The following is a 20,546-nucleotide window of genomic DNA, read 5'->3' on the forward strand; positions in this document are numbered from 1 at the left end:
TTGAGTTTGGTTATAGTTTAATAGTTTCAGACTTATTTTTAGTAACGATTTCACCCGTTAATTTTTCTTTCCAATTCGTCCAGTTGTATTTTTTGCTAAAAATGTATAGCATGATAGGATATATAACAATTACAGGCAAGATAATATCTGCGCCAGCTGATGGTTCTGAGATATCTTTAAAAACCGAATGAGTTTGGAATACCGACCAATCCGAGGTAACCAATAGTGCACCTACTAGATTATTGGCAGCATGAAAACCTAATGCCAGTTCTATACCTTCATCCATTAAAGTAATAATTCCTAAAAATAATCCTGTCCCAATGTAATATACCATAACGATATAACCCATTTTAGACACTTCGGGATTAAAAATATGCATAGTACCAAATATTACCGAAGTCATTAGTAACGGGAACCATTTGTTTCGGGCTAGATTTGCAAATCCCTGCATTAAATACCCACGAAAAACATATTCTTCTGTACTAGTCTGAATAGGAATTAAAAGAGTTCCTATTATAAATAAAATGGCAAACGGAATAGGTTTAAAATTAATTACAAAATCTTCAGGACTTAGATAATAAAATAAAACAGTTAGTACAGCAGTGATAATTCCCCATAAAAGGAAAGAAAATAAGATACGATTCCAGTCTACTTTAGGTCTAGATGTAGTTACCGATAAAAAAGTTTGATGATGTATATATCGTACCACAAAGTAAATTCCTGCTAAGGCAAATGCAAACGAAATCAATATAAGAAATAAGGTAATATTCGATTCAAAAATCTTCATAATACCAGCTTCACTCGTAGGATAAGGTATTTTGTTTATAAGAGTTTGGTATAGTATGGCGAGTGTAAGCGGAATTTGACCAACAAATGATGCGGTTATTATAAAGACGGAACCTAATAAATATTTCCAAAATTTGTTTTCTTCTTTAACTCCTTGCTCTAGAAACATGTATTTTTAATTTAAAATAGTACTTCGATTTATTGCATAAATCTTATTTTTGCTAGCACTAATTTACTTTTTTTTATTTCAAATACGTTTACTTCTTTAAAAAAATAAAAATGATACAAATATATCACAACCCACGTTGCGGGAAATCAAGAAATTGTCTGGCTTTTATCGAGAATACAAAACAAGACTTTGAGATAATCCCATATCTTACCGAAACACCTTCGTTTGATGCATTAAAAGAATTGCTTCAAAAACTAGATTTAAAACCGATAGAGTTGGTTCGAATTAAAGAAAAAATCTGGATAGAGAACTTCAAGAATAAAACAATGACCGATAGTGAAGTTATACAAGCTATGGTCGATAATCCTATCTTAATCGAAAGACCTATTGTTGTTAAAGAAGGGAAAGCTATTATTGGTAGAGATTTAGAATTGCTAAAACCTTTTTTAGAAACATTATAAAGAGGGTTGTTAACATATTTTTATGATTTTTCATTTTAAACCTACAGTTACATTTGCAGTCTAAAAGCCAAATAGAAACTACCAAAAATGAAAAAAAATCAATTAATCATCATGCTTGTATGTCTTTTTACAAGTATGCTCAGCTTTGCCCAACAACCAGAAGGGCAAAGAGCAAAAGTAAAAGTTACTGGTAAAGTTGTCGAGAAAACGACAAACCAACCGCTAGAATATGCTACAATTACTTTGGTAAATACCAAAAATCCAAAAGCACTTGCAGGAGGAATCACCAATAACAAAGGAGAATTTAGCGTAGATGCTGTTCCTGGGGTTTATGATATTAAAATTGAGTTTATTTCATTTAAGGTAATAGAAATCAAACAGAAAAATATTGCTGAGAATATCAATTTAGGACAATTTGCTTTATCCGAAGATGCCAACCAACTTAATGAAGTTGTGGTTCGTGCCGAGAAATCTACAGTAGAAATTAAACTTGACAAAAAAGTATATAATGTAGGTCAGGACATGATTGTAAAAGGAGGAACAGTAAGCGACGTTCTGGATAATGTACCATCAGTTTCTGTAGATACCGAAGGAAATGTAAGTTTAAGAGGAAGTGATAATATTAGAATCTTAATAGACGGAAGACCTTCAAATGCTATAAATGTAGCCGAAGCATTGCGTCAAATCCCAGCCGATGCAATCGATAAAGTTGAGGTAATCACAAACCCATCAGCACGATATGATGCCGAAGGAGGTTCAGGATTAATAAATATTATTCTTAAAAAAGGGAAAAATCAAGGATTTAATGGAACTTTTATAGCTTCAACAGGAATTCCAGAAACCTACGGAGTAAGTGCAAATGCAAATTATAAAACTAAAAAAATAAACTATTTTACAACTGCAGGATACAGTTACAGAACAACTGAAGGTGGTGGTTCAACAAATTCTGAGTATCTAAATCCAGACGGATCTATTAAAAGTTATCTTGATGAGCTAAGAGATACCAAAAGATTAAGAAAAGGCTTTAATGCCAGAGTGGGGGCAGAGTGGGAAATTACTCCAACAATATTTTGGACAAACGCTGTTAATTATCAAAAAAATAGCGGAGAAGATAAAGACCTGATTGACTACAATAATTTTGATGTAAATCATGATTATACAGGATCATCTTATAGGTTAAGTAATACTAATATAGCTAGTGATAATGTCGAGTTTACATCAAATTTGATTAAAAACTTTAATGATAAAGGACATAAATTGACTGCAGATATATCTATTTCTAAAAATAATGATGATAGCAATGGTACAATCACAGGTTCGCCAAATTTTAATACAACATTAAACAATCAGGTTCAGAAACAATTTCAGATCCAGGCTGATTATGTATTGCCATTTGGAGAAGGAAGTCAGTTTGAGGCTGGTTATAAAGGAAATTTCAATGATTTAGATAACGTATACAATGTAAATACTGACGATCAAGGAAATCCAATCCAAGGTTTCTTGTCGAATACATTAGTTTATAAAGAGAAAATAAATGCACTTTATACACAATTTGGGTCTAAAATTAAAGAGACTAAATTCTCTTACCTTTTAGGATTACGTTGGGAAGACAGTAATATTGATGTAAATTTATTGGACACCAATAATTTTAATAATAAGAAATATAACAATCTTTTTCCAAGTGCATTTCTTAATTATGAAATATCAGATAACAGTAGCCTTTCTGTAAGTTACAGTAAGCGTATTTCCAGACCAAGAGGACGTTTCATGAATCCAGCTACAAATTATGCCAGTAATATCAATATCTTTAGAGGAAATCCAGATTTAGATCCTTCACTTACCGATAAATATGATGTAGGTTATATAAAACGTTGGGATAAAGTAACGTTTAATACTTCCTTGTATTATGAAAACACAACCGATGTATTTACATTCGTAAGATTACAAACTGGAGATAATGTTGATGGAATTCCGGTTATTTTAAGTACTCCGATTAACTTAGGAAAACAGCAAAAGATTGGTTATGAATTCACGGTAAACTATACCCCTTTTAAATGGTGGAAATTAAATACCAATTTTAATCTTTATAATCTTAATACAACAGGAGATTATACTTATACAGATGTCAATAATTTAGCCATCACAGAAAATTTTGATAACGAGGCAACATCATGGTTTGCCCGTATAAGTTCAAGAATAACTTTGCCATACAAAATCGATTGGCAAACTACGGCTATGTATAATGGAGCGCAAAAAACAGCACAAGGTAAAAACTTAGGGCAGTTTGGATTAAATTTAGCTTTTAGTAAAGATGTCTTGAAAGATAAAGGCACAATTGCTTTTAATGTAAGTGATGTATTCAATTCAAGAATTATGAAAACAGAAACATATCTAGATAATGTAAATTCATATAGCGAAATGCAATTTCGTAAGCGACAGTTCAATCTTTCATTTACATATAGATTCAATAAGCCTAAAAACGAAAGAGAAAAACAAGGGCCTAAAAATGAAGGTAATGATGGAGGAGGAGAGTTTCCTGGATAAGGAAACCTCGTAAATAAAAAAAAGGACTCGTGTAAACGGGTCCTTTTTTTATGTAGTAATCAAATTAATTTTAAATTGATTGCTCTTTCTTTGCTTTTCTTTCTTTGTACATTTCCCATAGCGCTCCACCAATCCAATATTGAACGAAACCTACCAAGAAGAACATTAACCAAAACCCTATAGTTAGAATGGTTAAGAAAAGTAAAAAGCCTAAATACTGTGAAAATTCAAACATGTTTTCCGGAATTTTTGAATGTAGCCACAAATGTAGGTCTAATATTTTTTCTTACCAATAAAAAACTAAATCAATTTTTATAAAAAAGTAATTATCCGTATTTTTGAGGTCAGTTTTAAAAAGATAAGCTCATAATTTGGTTTAGGAGCTATTTCCAGCTGTCCGCTATATCTTTTTTGGTCTGAAAAAAGACCCAAAAAAGGATGCCGCTTCCATCTGGGCTAGAAATCTAGTTTGCGATGAAAGTTTTAAGTGATAGTTTTACAGTTTACACGAATTTTTATATAATAACACACATAAATACATTAAAATGAAATTCAGAATAGAAAAAGACACCATGGGAGAGGTGCAAGTTCCTGCAGAAAAATATTGGGGAGCACAAACAGAACGTTCTAGAAACAATTTTAAAATTGGCGCATCAGCATCGATGCCAAAAGAAATCGTAGAAGGATTTGCTTACTTAAAAAAAGCAGCTGCTTATGCAAACCATGATTTAGGTGTTTTACCAGTCGAAAAAAGAGATGCAATCGCTGCAGTTTGCGACGAAATCTTAGCAGGTAAACTAGACGACCAGTTTCCGTTGGTAATCTGGCAAACAGGTTCAGGTACACAAAGTAACATGAACGTAAACGAAGTAATTGCAAACCGTGCACAAGTTTTAAAAGGATTTGAAATCGGTGAAGGAGAGCAATTCATCAAAGCTAATGATGATGTAAACAAATCACAATCATCAAACGATACTTTCCCAACAGGAATGCACATTGCAGCTTACAAAGCAGTAGTTGAAATTACTATTCCAGGAGTTGAAAAATTAAGAGATACACTTCACGCAAAAGCGGTAGAATATAAAAGTGTTGTAAAAATTGGTCGTACACACCTTATGGATGCAACACCACTTACTTTAGGGCAAGAACTTTCAGGATATGCTGCACAGTTAACTTATGGTATAAAAGCCGTTAAAAACACTTTAGCACACTTGTCAGAAGTTGCTTTAGGAGGAACAGCAGTAGGAACAGGATTAAATACACCAGCAGGATACGATGTAAAAGTAGCAGCATATATTGCAGAGTTTACAGGACATCCATTTGTAACCGCTGAGAATAAATTTGAAGCACTTGCAGCACACGATGCAATTGTAGAATCTCATGGAGCATTAAAACAATTAGCAGTTTCATTAAATAAAATTGCAAATGATGTACGTATGCTAGCTTCAGGACCACGTTCAGGAATTGGCGAAATCATCATTCCAGAAAACGAACCAGGTTCATCTATCATGCCAGGAAAAGTAAACCCAACACAATGCGAAGCATTAACAATGGTTTGTGCTCAGGTTATGGGTAACGATGTTGCGATCTCGGTAGGAGGAATGCAAGGACACTACGAACTGAATGTTTTTAAACCAGTAATGGCTGCAAACTTCTTACAATCGGCTCGTTTATTAGGAGATGCTTGTATCTCGTTTGATGAGCATTGTGCACAAGGAATCGAACCAAATTACAAACGTATCAAAGAATTAGTAGACAATTCATTAATGCTAGTAACAGCTTTAAATACTAAAATCGGATACTACAAATCGGCAGAAATTGCTCAAACAGCACACAAAAACGGAACAACACTAAAAGAAGAAGCAGTTCGTTTAGGTTATGTAACACCAGAAGATTTTGATGCTTGGGTAAAACCAGAAGATATGGTTGGAAGCCTTAAATAATGAATTGTTAATTAGGTCTCTACTCTGCCAAGGATGATAACCGCAATGTTGTCTCCCTGACGAAGGAAGGGTCTCCGCAAGTAACTCTACAACTTTTATGTAAAAATAAACCCCTGCAATCTGATTGCAGGGGTTTTGTTTTTCTGTCACCCTGAGCGGAGTCGAAGGGCAACTTATGTTTATTTAGATACAGTATTTCTTTTAAAATTGACACTCCGAAGAATGGGATCTCTCTATAATGCATCTTGAACAGTGGGTTTTAATTGTGGAGCTACTTGTAGAGACCCTTCCTTCGTCAGGGTGACAATATTGGGTTATTCTCTAGACAAACAAAGGATAATTAACAATTCACAATTTATAATTAACAATTATTCCCCGTCCACATAATCCTGTAAATAACTAAAACGTGGCGTAAGCTTTCCGTTTTCGGTCATTTTGGCTCTTTGTAAGATGCCATCTTTATCGCCGTTAAAAAAGGCAGGGATTACGTGTTCCATGAATTGTTCACCAAAGCCTTCACTAGCATCTTTAGGAATTTCAGAAGGTAAATTATCTACAGCCATTACTACAATTGCAGCAGGATGAAAAACATCAACTTCTTTGTTTTCTCCAGGGAAATAACCATAGATAGGTTCCGCAATTGTCGATGCACGAAGCGTACAAGCGATAGGCCCATTTACATCACATGAAATATCGGCAACCACTTTTATCTTGCAATCTTTAGATTGAAGCATTTCTCTAGTTAATATTATTGGAGCGGCAGGCGAATGAAAATGTCCTGTGAAATAAACATCAGTTACTTTGGTGTATTTTTCAAAATCAGAAACGTATTCTTCAGGGTGTTCGTAAAAATCGGTATAATCTAAAACTTGTCCATCTTTACGCTTGTTATAATCCAATACGTTAAGTTGTACATAAACAGCCTGAGTATAATTTTTGGTTAAGTAATTATCTATAGTTACCTCTTTTATTTTAATGGCATCAAGAATTTCTTTAGCACCATTACCTACTTTTCCAGATCCGGTAATTACAAATTTTAAAGGTGGTAAAGTAATGCGTTTTAAATGAGCAATTAGTGCTTCTTTTCCAGATAAAGTTTCCGCTTTTGGTAATTTAAACAATTCAAATTTAATCCCAAAAGCACGTATACCATTATATACACCAACAATTCCGGCATATCTACCAAACCCAATTAGTCTGTTATTCTGAGAATTTACTATTGTTTCATGGTCATATAATTCGATATTTTTTTCTAAAATAGCTTGCAATAATTTTCGATTACTAGGAGTCTTCTTTATAGTATGCGAAAAGAAAAAATAAGCTTTATTTGGAATTAAACTTTCAATGGGAACCTCTTTTACTCCAAATAGTATATCACAGTCCGAAACATCATCGGTAACTGTTATACCTAAACTTTGGTATTGAACGTCTGTAAAAATTCTAATATCTGAACTTTCTACTGCTACAGTAGCTTCAGGATAAAGTTGTTTAAGTCGAACCAGCTCACTTGGAGTAAATACAACTCTCCTGTCTGGTGGGTTTTTTCTTTCTTTTATAATTCCAAACTTCATTTATTACTGTTTAAATATTGTATTAATATAACTTTTTTACCTAAATTTGTTTTAAATATAACAAATATAGTTAAAATTTTGTTGTTTTTTTTGAAAAAAAATGAAATCAAATTTATTAAAACCTGATGTTCAATAGCCTGACGAAAATCAAGCTTAAAACTGTGTTAAAATCTGGAAATTTGCTTCAAAAACACAAATAAACAAAAGTATTCAATTCTATATATTTGTTTTCCTAGAATCCCACACATGAATTTCATTAAAAAAGCAAATATACCACAAATCCTTTTCGTTATTTTAGTTTTAAGCTCTTGCGGAAAAGATAAAAATACAAATGCAACTACAGCCGATACAGTAGAAGATACACTCCCTAAAATGAAGCCAATGCTTCAGGAAAAAAAACTGCCTGCAAATTATGTAACAGCTATAAAAAACAGAGTCGATTATTTTTATAATAGAAACTGGCCAAACAATACCATGAACGGAAGTTTTTTGGTAGCAAGAAATGGTGAGATTATTTACGAAAAATACGAGGGTTACGCAAATAAAAACGAAAAGACAGAAATAAATAAAGATACGCCGTTGCATATTGCTTCGGTAAGTAAAGTACTTACAGCAACTGCAGTTTTAAAATTGGTTAACGCTGGAAAAATTGACTTGGATCAGAAAGTAAATACAATCTTAAAAACATTTCCTTATCCAGATGTAACAGTAAGAATGCTGTTAAACCATAGAAGTGGAATGCGTAATTATGCTTATTTTACAGATAGAGATAAATCGATTTGGGACAGACACAACCAGTTAACCAATCAGGACATCCTAAATATCATGGCAACAAAAGATATTGGTTTAGAGTATAAAACCGATACGCGTTTTACATACTGTAATACCAATTATGCTATGTTGGCACTAATTATCGAAAAAATTACTGGGCTTAAGTATAAAGATGCAATGTCTCAGATGATTTTTAAGCCATTGGGTATGACACATAGTTATGTTTTTGATATTGACAAAGACAGAAAAACTGCCGTTCCGTCTTATAAAGGAAATAATGTCGAAATAGGAATCGATTATCTAGATGCCGTTTACGGAGATAAAAATGTTTATTCTACGCCTCGTGATTTATTAAAATTTGACAGAGCCAGAAATGCTCCAGGTTTCTTAAAACCAGCATTACTTAAACAAGTTTACGAAGGATATAGTAATGAACGTAAAGGCGAGAAAAACTATGGGCTTGGTATCAGAATGATTAATTGGTACTCAGGACAACACTTTTATTTTCATAATGGGTGGTGGCATGGTAATACCTCATCATATATAACATTGCAAAAAGAAAATGTTACGATTATAGCTTTATCTAATAAGTTTACTCGTAAAACATATGCGGTTCGTAAACTGGCACCAATTTTTGGAGATTACCCTTTTGTTTTTAAGGACATAGAATAATAAATTGTAATAATAGATTTGGCATAAAAATTGAAATAAATATTTTTGATAATTAATGTCAAATGATGGTTCAAAAAGCGTAATTTTGCAATCTCAATTTTTTATTGAAAAAGAAATGGGGTCGACTGGTTTTGACAGCAAGTCGAATTGAACAGTAAGCACGTCGAGCATTGAGACCTTGCTCGTAAATATAAGATCTTACAATTTTACACGGCGAAAATAACTACGCTTTAGCTGCATAATCCGAATTATAGTAAGATTAAGCCACGTTCCTATCAGATAGGAAAGCTGGATTCTCCTTGAAAGCCTTGGTTTGTGGCGGTCAGTACAGGGGAACCGTAAAAATAAACCTAGATTTCCATGAGCTTCGGGTGGATTTCGAAATTAAGAAGATAAGTGTTGAGTGGTTGTTCCTGACCTAGCTTAACAACGAAAATCCAATCAGGAAATAAACGTGTAGAAAGCTCTTTAGTTGCTTGTTTGGACCCGAGTTCGATTCTCGGCGACTCCACAAAAAAGCCTGTAAACTCTTTGTTTATAGGCTTTTTTATTTTTAGTTGACAATTTAGTTGATGTTTTTATTGTTAATAAAAATTATAAAAACAATTTGAGAACCTTCTCTCTTACAAATTAAAAACATCTCTTTACAGTATTAATATATACCTGCGAGTTTGTAACAATAAATATTAAAACTATATTATAACTTTACTAGCCTTCCATTTATAAGATTATAGCAGTTATACCAGTATAGTTATTCAAATTAAAAAGCATTAAGTAATCTAACTTTAAGAGTGTTAAACAAGAAAATCAGAACAGAACTAATTCTGTTCCGATTTAACTGATTTAGAATGTTTCTCTGATCAGATTTGAAAACAATTTTCTTTTTAGTACTTCTCCACTAACGGAGGTGTCCAAGTGCAGTCTATTACAGACTGTTTAGGCCCATAGGAACGCAGATAAACAGAAAAACGTCCTTTAGGTGCCGGTAGCCAGTTACTTTCTTTATCAGCTCCAGGTGATTTCGCCTCAGCATATAAGGTAAGCGAGTCATCTGCATTTCTTTTGAGTTTTTTGTTCCTAGCGAATATCGTTTTAAAGGATTGGGATGAAAGAAATGATGATCATTATAAAGAGTCAAAGACCAAAATCCTTCAACAGGTGGTTCTTGCCCTGCTTTGAAAGTTACTTTATAAGAGTTGTTTCCATCGAGCTCTTTTCCTGAGCTGTCAAAATCAGTATAAATATACTTGGTTTCCGTATATACATTCTCATAAATATTTGATTTTGATGTAGCCGTACGCACAAAGTAATCTACTCCAAAATCCGCATTATTTTTATCAGAAAACCAACCATTACCAGCCGGAACGCCATTGTATTTCCATTGTTTTAAAGGCTGGATCATTTCTTTATCGGCTGTTACAGTAACCTCTTTTAAAACAGCCATTAAAGAGGGATCTTTTTTGGCAGCATCCAGCACAGCGTTAATAGTAGCATAAATACTTTCTTCGCCTTTCAACGGTGGAACTTTTTTCATGATATCGGGCAACTGATCGAAAAAGGTAGCTGCTGGCACCCATTGAATTTCTTCATCACTGCTTTTACCAGGAATAGGGAAATGAGGAATTTTTTTCCAGTCTATAGTTTTCATTTTTCCGTCAAATTCAGTAAGCGGGTAAGCCATTATTTGGTTAAGAACAGGCTGAATGGCTTTTCTGTCTTCGTCAGTATCATTTAGAAATACTCTTGGATAAAAAGCAGCCAGTTCTGTGGAAGATATATAAACACCAGAAATACCAGCAGGTACTTTTCCTTTCCAATTCGGACCAACCATTAAATAAAAACCGGGTTTGGTTCCATATTGTTTACCAAGTTTTGAAAATTCATCTGTTCTTGCATCCCATACAGCATACACCCAAAAGCGATCGCCAAAATCCGGTACCTGCATTACCACGGGCATATCATCCAGAGTGCCATAACCCATGCCATAAGTAACATCCTGGTTGGGACAGGCTACAAAGCGTTGGTCTGGTGCTATGTAATCTGTAAGCACTGCAATATGCCCTACAGGAGCATTAGGTAAAACACCTCCTCGCAAGCCAGGCTCAGATACTGATGTTAGTGCAACACGTCTGTTAAAACTATTTACAATCGGCCATTCCCATACATAGGCAAACTGACCAATAGCACGAACATATTCCTTAGAAAATGTTGTTCCGGCAAAACTTCCCGATTAAATATCTAACTTCTCTTTGTTTATGAGGGTTTAGAAGTGAAGAGGTGTACAAAAGATGTAGTGATTTAATAAAGAAAGAAGTAATTGATGACAGTATAAATAATTCATACTTACTTGCTTTTTTGGTTTAGACTGAACACAAAAAATGATTAGAAGACGATAACTCCATTAGATTTGTGATTCCAAAAAATGTTTTCATAACTTATATTGATATTGGTTTTAATGACTTTAAACTGCTTCAGGTTCATTGCAATAATTTATATAGTGACAAATTAATTATTTGTCTTGTTAATTTTACTATGCTTAAGGATTTCCATCAGCCGACTACATTAAAAAGGGATATAGTTATTGTGTTTGTGATATTGATACAATCTATATATCAAATCAATGGAGAGAAACGGATAGAGATTATTACCATTATTGGAAGGCAAGACTTTTAGTACTGAAGTTTGTTTATTCAACAAAGGACGACCGAAAGCGTTGAGAGAAATTAACACTAAAGCAAATAATAGGGGAAAGCAAGACATAATTTAAATTTCCGTACAACTTGCTAGTAGATTAAGTTAAGATATACTCAATTATGAATACAACCCAATTGTGTCCACAAGGCGGACATAATCACAAAAGCTTACAAATCAATTAGTCGACAACAAAAAAACTGCATTTTTTACTTTTGTAGCAGAATCGTGTGCAAGCTATTTTAAACAACTAAGAATCTAGCAAAATAAAAACTTAAGTAGTTTAGGTACGAATGGATTAAAGAAAAGATTGAAAATCATTTACTAGTTCTTTTTTAGGTTTAGAAATATCAATGAAATTTACTCCGCTATTATTGTCAAACTTATCAAATACTCCTTTAGAACTACAAACGACAATAGGAAGTCCTTGGTCATGTATTTTAATGAAGTCTAATAAATCATTCTCGGAATAAATTACAAAAAAAATAAATGAGTAATCACTTTTACTGTTATCAAAATCACTAATAAAATTAAATTTTTTATAAACTTCAAAATCTATTCTTTTTCCAAATTCTTTTTTTTAAAATCTAGAATAACCATGCTAATTATCATACACTATTACCTGTTTTGATTTAATTATTTATTATTTTGTGTTATTCAGATTATAACAAAGTGACTATTGTTTTACTGGAATAATAGACATATTTTTCTTCAATAACATAGTGTCTGGAATAGTCTCAAGGATAGATTTTTTTAATGCCTCAATCAGTCCTTTTTTTACAAAATGATTGTAATAAACTAATCCTATTTCCCTAACTGGGTATGGGGATACAAAACGGCTAATCTTGTTCTTTTGTTCTTTATTTAACGCTAGTACTGTTAACTCAGGTAGGATAGTTGTACCCATATTCAAATCTACCATTTGCTTAAGGGTCTCGATACTACCCGACTGATAATCTATTTTTAGATCTGAAGCTCCTTTAGTTCTTAATTCACATAAATTTACAATCTGGTTTCTAAGGCAATGCCCCTCTTCCAGCAGTAACAATTTGTTAGGATTTATATCTTCTGGAACAATATATTTTTTCTTAGCCGAAGCAGCATTCAAATCACCATAATGATAGAATTCTTCATAAAATAAGGTTTCTTCTTTTAAACCTTTATCTAATAATGGAATTGCCAATATGGCTACATCTATTGAGCCATCCTTCAATTTCTCCTGAATTTTTTCGGTAGTCAACTCATTAATGACCAACTTAACTTCTTTATAGTTTGCCATAAAATCTTTTATAAAAAGAGGTAATAAATATGGAGCTAGTGATGGTATAATTCCTATTCGGAGATCTCCCCTCACCTCACCTGTTTCTTCACGTATTATCTCTTTTATCCTGTTGGTTTCCTGCAAAGCAATTTTTGCCTGCTCTATTATTTTCATGCCAATGTCTGTAGGTCGAACTGGTTGCTTACTCCTGTCGAATAAGATGACATTGAGTTCATCTTCCAGTTTTTTAATCATTCCGCTTAAGGTCGCTTGTGTAATGAAACAGGCTTCTGATGCTTTTAAGAAATGGCGATGCTTATCTAATGAAACTATGTATTCTAATTGCTGTATATTCACTGTGTTAGATTTTATCTATATAATAATTAAGTTTATTAGTTTACGTATATAAGTCTGCAAATATACTTTTGTCTTTTTAAAGATGAAACTTTATAAAAACAACAACAAATCATTACAAAATCACTCATTTCTAATTCATAAAAAAAAATTAGATAAATAATGAATTCATGATTCTGTATGATTTTTTTTGAATAGAAATTAACTAATTTACTACATCTGAATATTGCAAAAAGAGCTTTATTAGACTAGCCAAATTATCTATTTCTAATTTTTTAAAAATTCTAAATTTGTAAGTACTAATAGTGTTTGATTTTATTTTTAGGTATGCCATTATTTCTAAATTTCCATACCCATCGACGAGTAAACGAGCAATTTCAAGTTCTCTGTTAGATAAAAGATCTAGTGGATTAACTGGTTTTTTTGAGATGCAAGACTCTAAAATTTTATTTTTTAAACTAGGTGTAATAAACTTACCTGAAAAAATCATTGCATTTAAGGCATTTTTTATTTCTTCTTCTGAGCTTTCCTTGCTTAGAAACCCAGATGCTCCAGCGTTTAAATATCGCATCGCATACGAATCCTCATCACAGATTGAGAATATTAAAATATTTACATTGGGCTGAATTGTTTTTATTTCTTTTAAAATATTCAGGCTACTGCCTTCTGGAAAATTCACATCCAGAATTAATAAATCAACTTTAGTTTCTGTAAGGGTTTTAATAATATCGCTAATTTTTTTTGTTTGATAAACTACAGCGTTTGAGAATGATTCTTTTATAATTAGAGAAAGTCCATGCCGGACTACACAATGACGATCAGCAACTACAAAACAAAAATTATTTGATTGTTTCATTTTAGGTTAAATATATTTACTTTGAAAAGGGGAAAATGTTATTGGAAAGAGAATAACGGCTCTATTTGTATTTTCAATTTAAAGATTTGACTAATACTAAAATAAATATGACAATTACAAACCTAATTTAAGAAGAAGGGAGTCAGCTGTAATAATAATTAAAATCATTATCCTAAATCGCCTATCCCCTCTAAATATTTATGCCATCATTTATTGAAATAAATGCAATTTTAATAGTGTAACATTATTTCACTATTGCATCGAAACAATAACAAACTCACTGCGTCTATTAGCCTGATGCTCTTCTTCGGTACATTTTACCCCATCAGAACAATGGTTTACCAATTGCGATTCGCCATAACCTTTTCCTGTTAGCCTGCTTGAAGAAATTCCGTTTTTCACTAACCATGCGATAGTAGATTTGGCTCTTCTGTTTGATAATGCAATATTGTATTTAAATGTTGCACGACTATCGGTATGCGAACGAACATCGATTTTCATCTTTGGATATTGTTGCATTACAGCAAGTACTTTCTCTAGTTCGAAGGCTGCTTCTTTGCGAATAAATGACTTATCTAAATCAAAATAGATAATAGGTATATTTAAGGTTTTTGCTAAATCTGTACCTACATCTATAGGTTTGATTCGTTGCTCTAACTGCAATGATAGCACCGTTTTTCCCGTTGCATTATTTATCGTAATTCTTTCTTCCTTAGTTTCATAGTCTTTTTTCTCTGCTCGTACTGAATATATTTTTCCGCACACTACATCAAATTTATAACTTCCTTTATCATCGGTTGTTTGTGGTAGTTATTAACTCCATTTTCTCGTTGTACAAGCTTACTTTTGAGTCTGCAAGGACAGCACCAGTTTCACGATCTGTTATAATTCCGGATAAGCTAGTGTCTTTTGCTTTAAGTGTTTCGTAAGGGACCATCCAATTACCTTGCGGTCAAATAAATCTATTACAATAGTGAGATAAATCCAGCCGTATGCTGTTTCGATATAAGTGATATCAGAGACCCAGACTTCGTTTCTTTTATTTACTTTAAAAACCTGATTTACTCTATTTTCTACAACAAGATAATTATGAGTGCAGTTGGTAGTTTTTTTGAATTTCAATTTTGCAATACTTTGCAACTGCTGTTCCATCATGATCTTTGCCACAAAATCCCGAAAGACTTTGATACCTATTGTAGCCAATTCTGGGACTTCGATTTTGGGATAGACTACATTTATAAATTCTGGAAATCCAAATGTTATAAAAACTCTGCACAACGCTCTACTTGTAGAGAGGCCTTTGCCACATTTATATTAACAGCTGGAATCTACCTGAAAAACCTGGAACATCTTCCCAACGGAGAAAATTCCTGCGTCATCCCTGATAACCTCATATCTGACCCGTCTCTATTAGAGAAGATGTTTTGCTTCTTTTTAGTATGTCTCTTTCAGTCTTTTAGTCTTTAATTTTTTGTCGTAATCTAGTAGATTCTTTTTTGCTATATCTAATGCGGACGACGTTTTAAAGTAAGTTTACCTTCCTTCCTCCAATGCTGCTGCGTATTTTTGCTCATATGGAGTTCCTGGGCCACATGTATGATGCTCCGGCAATGTATACTCATTTTGACTGCTGAAATCTTAAATTTTAATCTATACTTTTTTTCGAGTCTTTTTCATTCCCTAAAGTTAGATAGTATTGCGTTTTTTTTACTCTCTGAATATTTGTAAAAAAGTGCTTTAAGTTTTTGTGGCAAATTAGAGGGTAACTCCAGTTTAAAGGTGTTCTTTTTTTTACTAATGTTTTTTTCTCTGTACAATTACTTTTTTTTGAATTATCTGATCGTCAAGATGAAGAATTAATATATACATTCCAGTAGGTAATTTCTCAACGTTAACTTTCTGTTCAAATGTAGTATCCCCAATGTAGTCCACAGATTTTTCTATAATTTTTCTACCAGTAATGTCTACGAGACTATAGTAGAACTTTTTTCCTTCAGATTTGGTAAGTTTGATATTGAAAAATGTATCTGATGGGTTTGGATATATAGAGAATTCAGAAGTTGCTTTAAAATCATCAATTGACAAACTAGAACAGATTCCAATGTTATTCCAAAGATCTGTATTTAAATTAGGTTCTTTACTTGAATTTGCTGTTAGCGCAGAGTAAATAGTATTTTGATAGCTTACTTGATCTCCCATTACATAGTTTGTAGAATTGTCCCATTGTGTACTATTACAATTTCGACCTATTATTTTAAAAGTGCTGAGTGATGATGATGTATTATCTTCGAGTGTTGTAATTACTTCTATATTATGATCTCCAGTGGTTAAATTATTAAGAACAAATGTATACGGAGTCTGTGTTATAGTGGCAATGATTTTATTGTTGTCTATAATAATAATTGATGATAGAGCACTATCAGGATCAGTTACAGAGAAATTAAATGGGATGTCATCTCCTTTATTGATCACTGTATTTTCTTCCAAAGGAGTTAGCATACTTACTGTTGGTGCGGTTTTAGAAGATGTAATATCTCCACAAAATTTCACTTCTGCAATGTTACAGTATCCATCTTTTGGAGACAAATATCGGACATAACGATATCCTTTGGTAGGAGAGATGTTGACGGTTGTCCATGCTTTATTGGTTGGTTCTGTTGTAATGGTATAAAGATCTTCAACGTCTGAAGAAAAATCTGTAGTGTTAGAGCCTTGGAATTTACCGCCTTTCATACGAGCTGTCTGATTATTTCTTGGAAAAAAACTAATAGTATTGATGGAAATTTTTTTCTCTACTCCAAAATCTAAACCGGCATAACCGTCATTGTTTTTTGAATAATCAAAATAGGTGTCTGTATTTCCATCAAATACTTTATCGTAAGTATTAGTCCCATTTTGATATGCAGGAGAAGTACCGAATGCGATCCCTCCTGTATTACATGTACTATTTACCATAATTGTCACGGGTAGGGAAGTGCTGCTTATTCCTATATTATTTATGGCTTTGGCTGTAATGGTATAATTGCCAAATTTAACATTTTTCCATGTAAATGAGTAAGGTGCTGTATTGTTGCTTCCTAATAAAGTGGTTCCATTATAAAATTCCACATTTTCTATTTTATTAGTAGTATCTCCTGCCAAAGCAGTAATTGTGATGTTTGCTGGTGAGGAAAAAACAGCATTATTAACAGGAGATGTTAATGCTATAGTTGGTCCTGCAGTTTTAGTTACAGATGCATAAACGGGTATGCTTGGTTGATCAAATATGTCTTTAATTATTAGTCTTGTATAATATACGCCATTGTCCAAAGAGGAAGCGTCAATCGTTGCTGTTCTTTGTTGAGGAATTTGATCAGAGGCTATCAAAACTGGATTTCCTTGGTAAGAAGAATTGTTAAAAACTTCTATGGTATAGGAAAATTGGGGACTTTGTGTTTGATTAACCTCCCAATTCGTATTGATTGTTTGGTTTGATGGCTGATAAGCTAGGCTATATGAAGTAACTGAACCAATAGTTAAATCAGGAGCTATGGCTGAATTCGTGACACTTACATTGGTAGACCTGCCTGAAAAGGTATGGGTAGTATTTCCTCCAGTTTGCATAAAAAAAGCGTTCGCTTCTGTGCCAGAATTAAATGCCTGATCATATATGCCGTTTCGTATTTCATCGCCGGAATTGGAACTAAAAGTAGCTGATTTTTGTAATTTCCAACTTCCTGAAGCACTTCGTTGCCAGGCATCTTTAAATAATACTTTTCTAATATTAGCCCCTGTTCCAACCCAGTCTTCTATAAAGGCATCGTTATTATTTTTAAAGTATACATTTGCGACAGGATAATCCATTGTCACCAAATGCGTCCATATGCCTGTACTTGTATCTTGTGACCAGAATCCAAAAAAAGTATGGGCATTATACTGCCATACTTTTGACACTAAATTATACCAGATATTTGGTGACCATCCTAAAGTGAAATTCAATGATTTTAGCCCTGTTCCTTCTCCTCCAAAGTTTTCAATTTTGGTGCCTGGGCCAGCATATGCTCCAACAATTGGTAAATGATTGGAAGGATCCCATATAGAAAAAATGAATGCTTTCCCATCGGGATGATCCTGAATCCCACAGTATCCTCCACCTTCTTGCCCAGTGTTCCATCCCATAACTGAATAATAAGTGTAAGTAGATGTGATTGGTATATTTACGGAATTCATCCATATATTAGAATTGGTATTTCCGCCGGTATAAAATAAGTGACTTGATGGAGCGGCTCCCTGACCATAAAAATTAAGTGATGTAAGTAGTATAAAAACGACTATTTGCGTATTGATAAGTTTAGTTTTCATATAATATCTATGTTATAATTAAGTTTTTTAATAACTTTTTTTTAATTGAATAGAGTTTAAAATAAATAGCTTAGTAAAGCTAAATGGGTCTTTTATTTAGATGTAATTAAAAATTAATGTTGAGCTGTCTAATTTCTATTAAGAGCAAATTTCTATATCAGCTTTTTATTTGATAAAACACTAACACTTACTAATTTAGATTGAAGTACCTTTTTTTACTATTTTGTAATAAAAAAATAGTTAAGTTTTTTCAAATTTTAATTAATGTTATCACAAAACAGATGAGTAATAGATTTAGTTATATCTTATTAAAAGATTGGTACAAAGTTATTTTGAATATACTCAAGGAAGGGTTTAATTAAGCTTAAAAAATAAAATGATATAACTTTTTTATAATAAGTATTCGAATCTTTTCTAAAGTCTATCTTTAGCCGTGGATAGCTTTCTTCTTAAAATTATATAGGATAATCTTGGCTTAGATCAAAGATTTTTTTAGCACTGGGTGAGGGAGGGTAATTGGGGTTGTAGCAGAGGAATTTAGTCTCTTTATAAGAAAAAAAATCTACGATCGCACTGTTTATAAAGGATTGTCCTCTTTTTTCTCTACTTTTTCTGCTTAATAGAATAACTACTGCGAACGTAAGAAGATAAAGTGTAAAGTTTTTCATGGGCTTAGTTTTTATCTAATAGTTTCCATATCACAGGAACCATAAATGCCAAGTTAGTTTCGCTATCACTTCTTGTCTTGTTATATTTTCTATGTGTTTAATCCTTTTTAAAAGTTTGCAACTAAGCATAATTTAAGACCTTAGTATGTAATTTATCAACATCAAAGTTTAAGAAATCATATTTTGTGATGATTGATTAAAGGAAATGATAAAATTATCAATAAAAAGTAAAAAAAAGAAAAGATTATATTAGATTTAGAAAGGTGGATATAATTTGAGGTATTTGACAAAAAAATATCACATGAACGATTTGTAATAGGATAAATATAAACGATCACTTCACAATAATGATAATGAATCTTTAGTACAATTAAAGTAATGTTAAGTTGCATGGTGCTGCTAAGTTGCCGATAAATAAGGATGAGATCTTTAAAAAAATAAAACCAGAAACTAACTGATTGTAGAAAGATAAAACGGATAAATAGTAAGGGTGATAGAATTCTATAAGTTTAAGAAATAATAAAACTTATAGAAAGAATTTGTATTTTGTTGAGAGTTAAATTTTATTGTTTATAAAATTACTTAAAATTGAAAACACCAATTTGAGGATATCAAAATTGATGTTTTCTTTTATTCAGTTAATAAAGACGTACTAACCTTAAAATATGTTTTACTTTTAATTAAAAAAAAATAAGCTATTTATTAGGTTGGGGTGTCATTCTTAAATAAGGTTTTATTGGATTATATCCTTTTGGAAAGTTAGTTGCAATATCTATATCAGGAATCGATGGAGATATTACTACATCGTCACCATCTTTCCAGTTTGCAGGTGTTGCTACACAATAATTTTCTGTTAATTGTAAACTATCGATAACACGTAGTAATTCATCGAAATTTCTTCCTGTAGATGCAGGATAAGTTAATGTTAATTTTATTTTTTTATCGCTTCCGATAATAAAAACGGAACGAACTGTAAATTTATCGCTTGCATTTGGGTGTAGCATATCATATAAATTTGCCACTTTTTTACCTTCGTCGGCAATAATAGGATAATTTACAGTTGTATTTTGAGTCTCGTTAATATCTTTAATCCATTCTAAATGCGAATCCAAACCATCTACACTTAGAGCGATAACTTTAGTATTTCTTTTTACAAATTCTGGGTAATAATTAGCCACAGTTCCTAACTCTGTAGTACAAACTGGGGTAAAATCTGAAGGATGAGAAAATAAAACTCCCCAAGAATCTCCTAACCATTCATGAAATTTAATTGGTCCCTGACTTGTTTCGGATTCAAAATTCGGAGAAATGTCTCCTAATCGTAGTGTTGCCATAAGTATTGCTATATTAAAATTTATAAAATAATTTTTAAAGAAAGTAAAGAGAGCATGATGCTCTTTAAGTGTATTAGTATATTTTTTTGTTTTCAACGTATTTATCAGAAATGTTAGAAACTTT

Annotated in this window: 12 protein-coding genes, 1 other RNA gene and 2 pseudogenes; 5 read left to right on the forward strand and 10 right to left on the reverse strand. The window is 32.4% G+C overall.

Going from position 1 to position 20,546, the window contains the following annotated elements:
* Window positions 1–10: 10 nt before the first annotated feature.
* Complete coding sequence (locus AC3IPI_RS11790; protein ID WP_489159123.1) at window positions 11–955, reverse strand: CPBP family intramembrane glutamic endopeptidase; 945 nt, start codon at window positions 953–955, stop codon at window positions 11–13.
* Window positions 956–1,065: 110 nt separating this feature from the next.
* On the opposite strand from AC3IPI_RS11790, the gene AC3IPI_RS11795 reads away from it, so the two are divergent.
* Window positions 1,066–1,416: an arsenate reductase family protein gene (locus tag AC3IPI_RS11795; RefSeq protein WP_489159124.1), complete on the forward strand. Its 351-nt coding sequence runs from the start codon at window positions 1,066–1,068 to the stop codon at window positions 1,414–1,416.
* Between the two features lie 87 nt (window positions 1,417–1,503).
* A complete protein-coding gene (locus AC3IPI_RS11800; protein WP_489159125.1) occupies window positions 1,504–3,960 on the forward strand; it encodes a TonB-dependent receptor in 2,457 nt (818 codons plus the stop codon).
* A 70-nt stretch (window positions 3,961–4,030) separates the two neighbouring features.
* Here the strand turns inward: AC3IPI_RS11800 and AC3IPI_RS11805 are convergent, their stop codons facing one another.
* Entirely contained in the window at window positions 4,031–4,195 is a 165-nt protein-coding gene (locus AC3IPI_RS11805; protein WP_035621077.1) for a hypothetical protein, read from the reverse strand.
* Between the two features lie 310 nt (window positions 4,196–4,505).
* Here AC3IPI_RS11805 and fumC point away from each other — a divergent pair, with 310 nt between their 5' ends.
* Window positions 4,506–5,903, forward strand: coding sequence for a class II fumarate hydratase (fumC, locus tag AC3IPI_RS11810; protein WP_039115986.1), 1,398 nt, complete (start codon window positions 4,506–4,508; stop codon window positions 5,901–5,903).
* Between the two features lie 368 nt (window positions 5,904–6,271).
* Here the strand turns inward: fumC and AC3IPI_RS11815 are convergent, their stop codons facing one another.
* Window positions 6,272–7,474 (reverse strand): NAD(P)-dependent oxidoreductase, encoded by a 1,203-nt coding sequence (locus AC3IPI_RS11815; RefSeq protein WP_489159126.1) that lies wholly within the window; start codon window positions 7,472–7,474, stop codon window positions 6,272–6,274.
* Window positions 7,475–7,720: 246 nt separating this feature from the next.
* Here AC3IPI_RS11815 and AC3IPI_RS11820 point away from each other — a divergent pair, with 246 nt between their 5' ends.
* A complete protein-coding gene (locus AC3IPI_RS11820; protein ID WP_489159127.1) occupies window positions 7,721–8,917 on the forward strand; it encodes a serine hydrolase domain-containing protein in 1,197 nt (398 codons plus the stop codon).
* Window positions 8,918–9,034: 117 nt separating this feature from the next.
* Window positions 9,035–9,431, forward strand: a transfer-messenger RNA (tmRNA) gene (ssrA, locus tag AC3IPI_RS11825).
* A gap of 370 nt (window positions 9,432–9,801) precedes the next feature.
* Here the strand turns inward: ssrA and AC3IPI_RS11830 are convergent.
* The 7 genes and pseudogenes from AC3IPI_RS11830 to AC3IPI_RS11860 all read right to left on the reverse strand — a co-directional run bounded on the left by AC3IPI_RS11830 (window position 9,802) and on the right by AC3IPI_RS11860 (window position 20,422).
* A pseudogene (locus AC3IPI_RS11830) lies at window positions 9,802–10,967 on the reverse strand (DUF1214 domain-containing protein).
* Window positions 10,968–12,284: 1,317 nt separating this feature from the next.
* Entirely contained in the window at window positions 12,285–13,226 is a 942-nt protein-coding gene (locus AC3IPI_RS11835) for a hydrogen peroxide-inducible genes activator (protein WP_489159128.1), read from the reverse strand.
* A gap of 202 nt (window positions 13,227–13,428) precedes the next feature.
* Entirely contained in the window at window positions 13,429–14,079 is a 651-nt protein-coding gene (locus tag AC3IPI_RS11840; protein WP_489159129.1) for a response regulator, read from the reverse strand.
* Between the two features lie 252 nt (window positions 14,080–14,331).
* Window positions 14,332–14,977 (reverse strand): annotated as a pseudogene (locus tag AC3IPI_RS11845) (OmpA family protein); the annotation flags it as partial.
* Window positions 14,962–15,234, reverse strand: a complete 273-nt coding sequence (locus tag AC3IPI_RS11850; protein WP_489159130.1) for a DDE-type integrase/transposase/recombinase — start codon at window positions 15,232–15,234, stop codon at window positions 14,962–14,964. The gene AC3IPI_RS11850 and the pseudogene AC3IPI_RS11845, both read right to left, overlap by 16 nt.
* 639 nt (window positions 15,235–15,873) lie before the next feature.
* On the reverse strand, window positions 15,874–18,420 hold the full coding sequence (locus tag AC3IPI_RS11855) for a DUF3472 domain-containing protein (protein ID WP_489159131.1): 2,547 nt from the start codon (window positions 18,418–18,420) through the stop codon (window positions 15,874–15,876).
* A gap of 1,363 nt (window positions 18,421–19,783) precedes the next feature.
* Window positions 19,784–20,422 (reverse strand): peroxiredoxin, encoded by a 639-nt coding sequence (locus AC3IPI_RS11860; protein WP_489159132.1) that lies wholly within the window; start codon window positions 20,420–20,422, stop codon window positions 19,784–19,786.
* Between the last annotated feature and the right edge of the window lie 124 nt (window positions 20,423–20,546).

The organism is Flavobacterium sp. GL_143 (genome assembly GCF_057834355.1).

Coding starts and splice junctions, on each gene's coding strand:
- AC3IPI_RS11820 (WP_489159127.1), top strand. CDS start 7,721: ATGAATTTCATTAAAAAAGCAAATATACCACAAATCCTTTTCGTTATT.
- AC3IPI_RS11795 (WP_489159124.1), top strand. CDS start 1,066: ATGATACAAATATATCACAACCCACGTTGCGGGAAATCAAGAAATTGT.
- AC3IPI_RS11840 (WP_489159129.1), bottom strand. CDS start 14,079: ATGAAACAATCAAATAATTTTTGTTTTGTAGTTGCTGATCGTCATTGT.
- AC3IPI_RS11805 (WP_035621077.1), bottom strand. CDS start 4,195: ATGTTTGAATTTTCACAGTATTTAGGCTTTTTACTTTTCTTAACCATT.
- AC3IPI_RS11860 (WP_489159132.1), bottom strand. CDS start 20,422: ATGGCAACACTACGATTAGGAGACATTTCTCCGAATTTTGAATCCGAA.
- fumC (WP_039115986.1), top strand. CDS start 4,506: ATGAAATTCAGAATAGAAAAAGACACCATGGGAGAGGTGCAAGTTCCT.
- AC3IPI_RS11800 (WP_489159125.1), top strand. CDS start 1,504: ATGAAAAAAAATCAATTAATCATCATGCTTGTATGTCTTTTTACAAGT.
- AC3IPI_RS11815 (WP_489159126.1), bottom strand. CDS start 7,474: ATGAAGTTTGGAATTATAAAAGAAAGAAAAAACCCACCAGACAGGAGA.
- AC3IPI_RS11790 (WP_489159123.1), bottom strand. CDS start 955: ATGTTTCTAGAGCAAGGAGTTAAAGAAGAAAACAAATTTTGGAAATAT.
- AC3IPI_RS11850 (WP_489159130.1), bottom strand. CDS start 15,234: ATGATGGAACAGCAGTTGCAAAGTATTGCAAAATTGAAATTCAAAAAA.
- AC3IPI_RS11855 (WP_489159131.1), bottom strand. CDS start 18,420: ATGAAAACTAAACTTATCAATACGCAAATAGTCGTTTTTATACTACTT.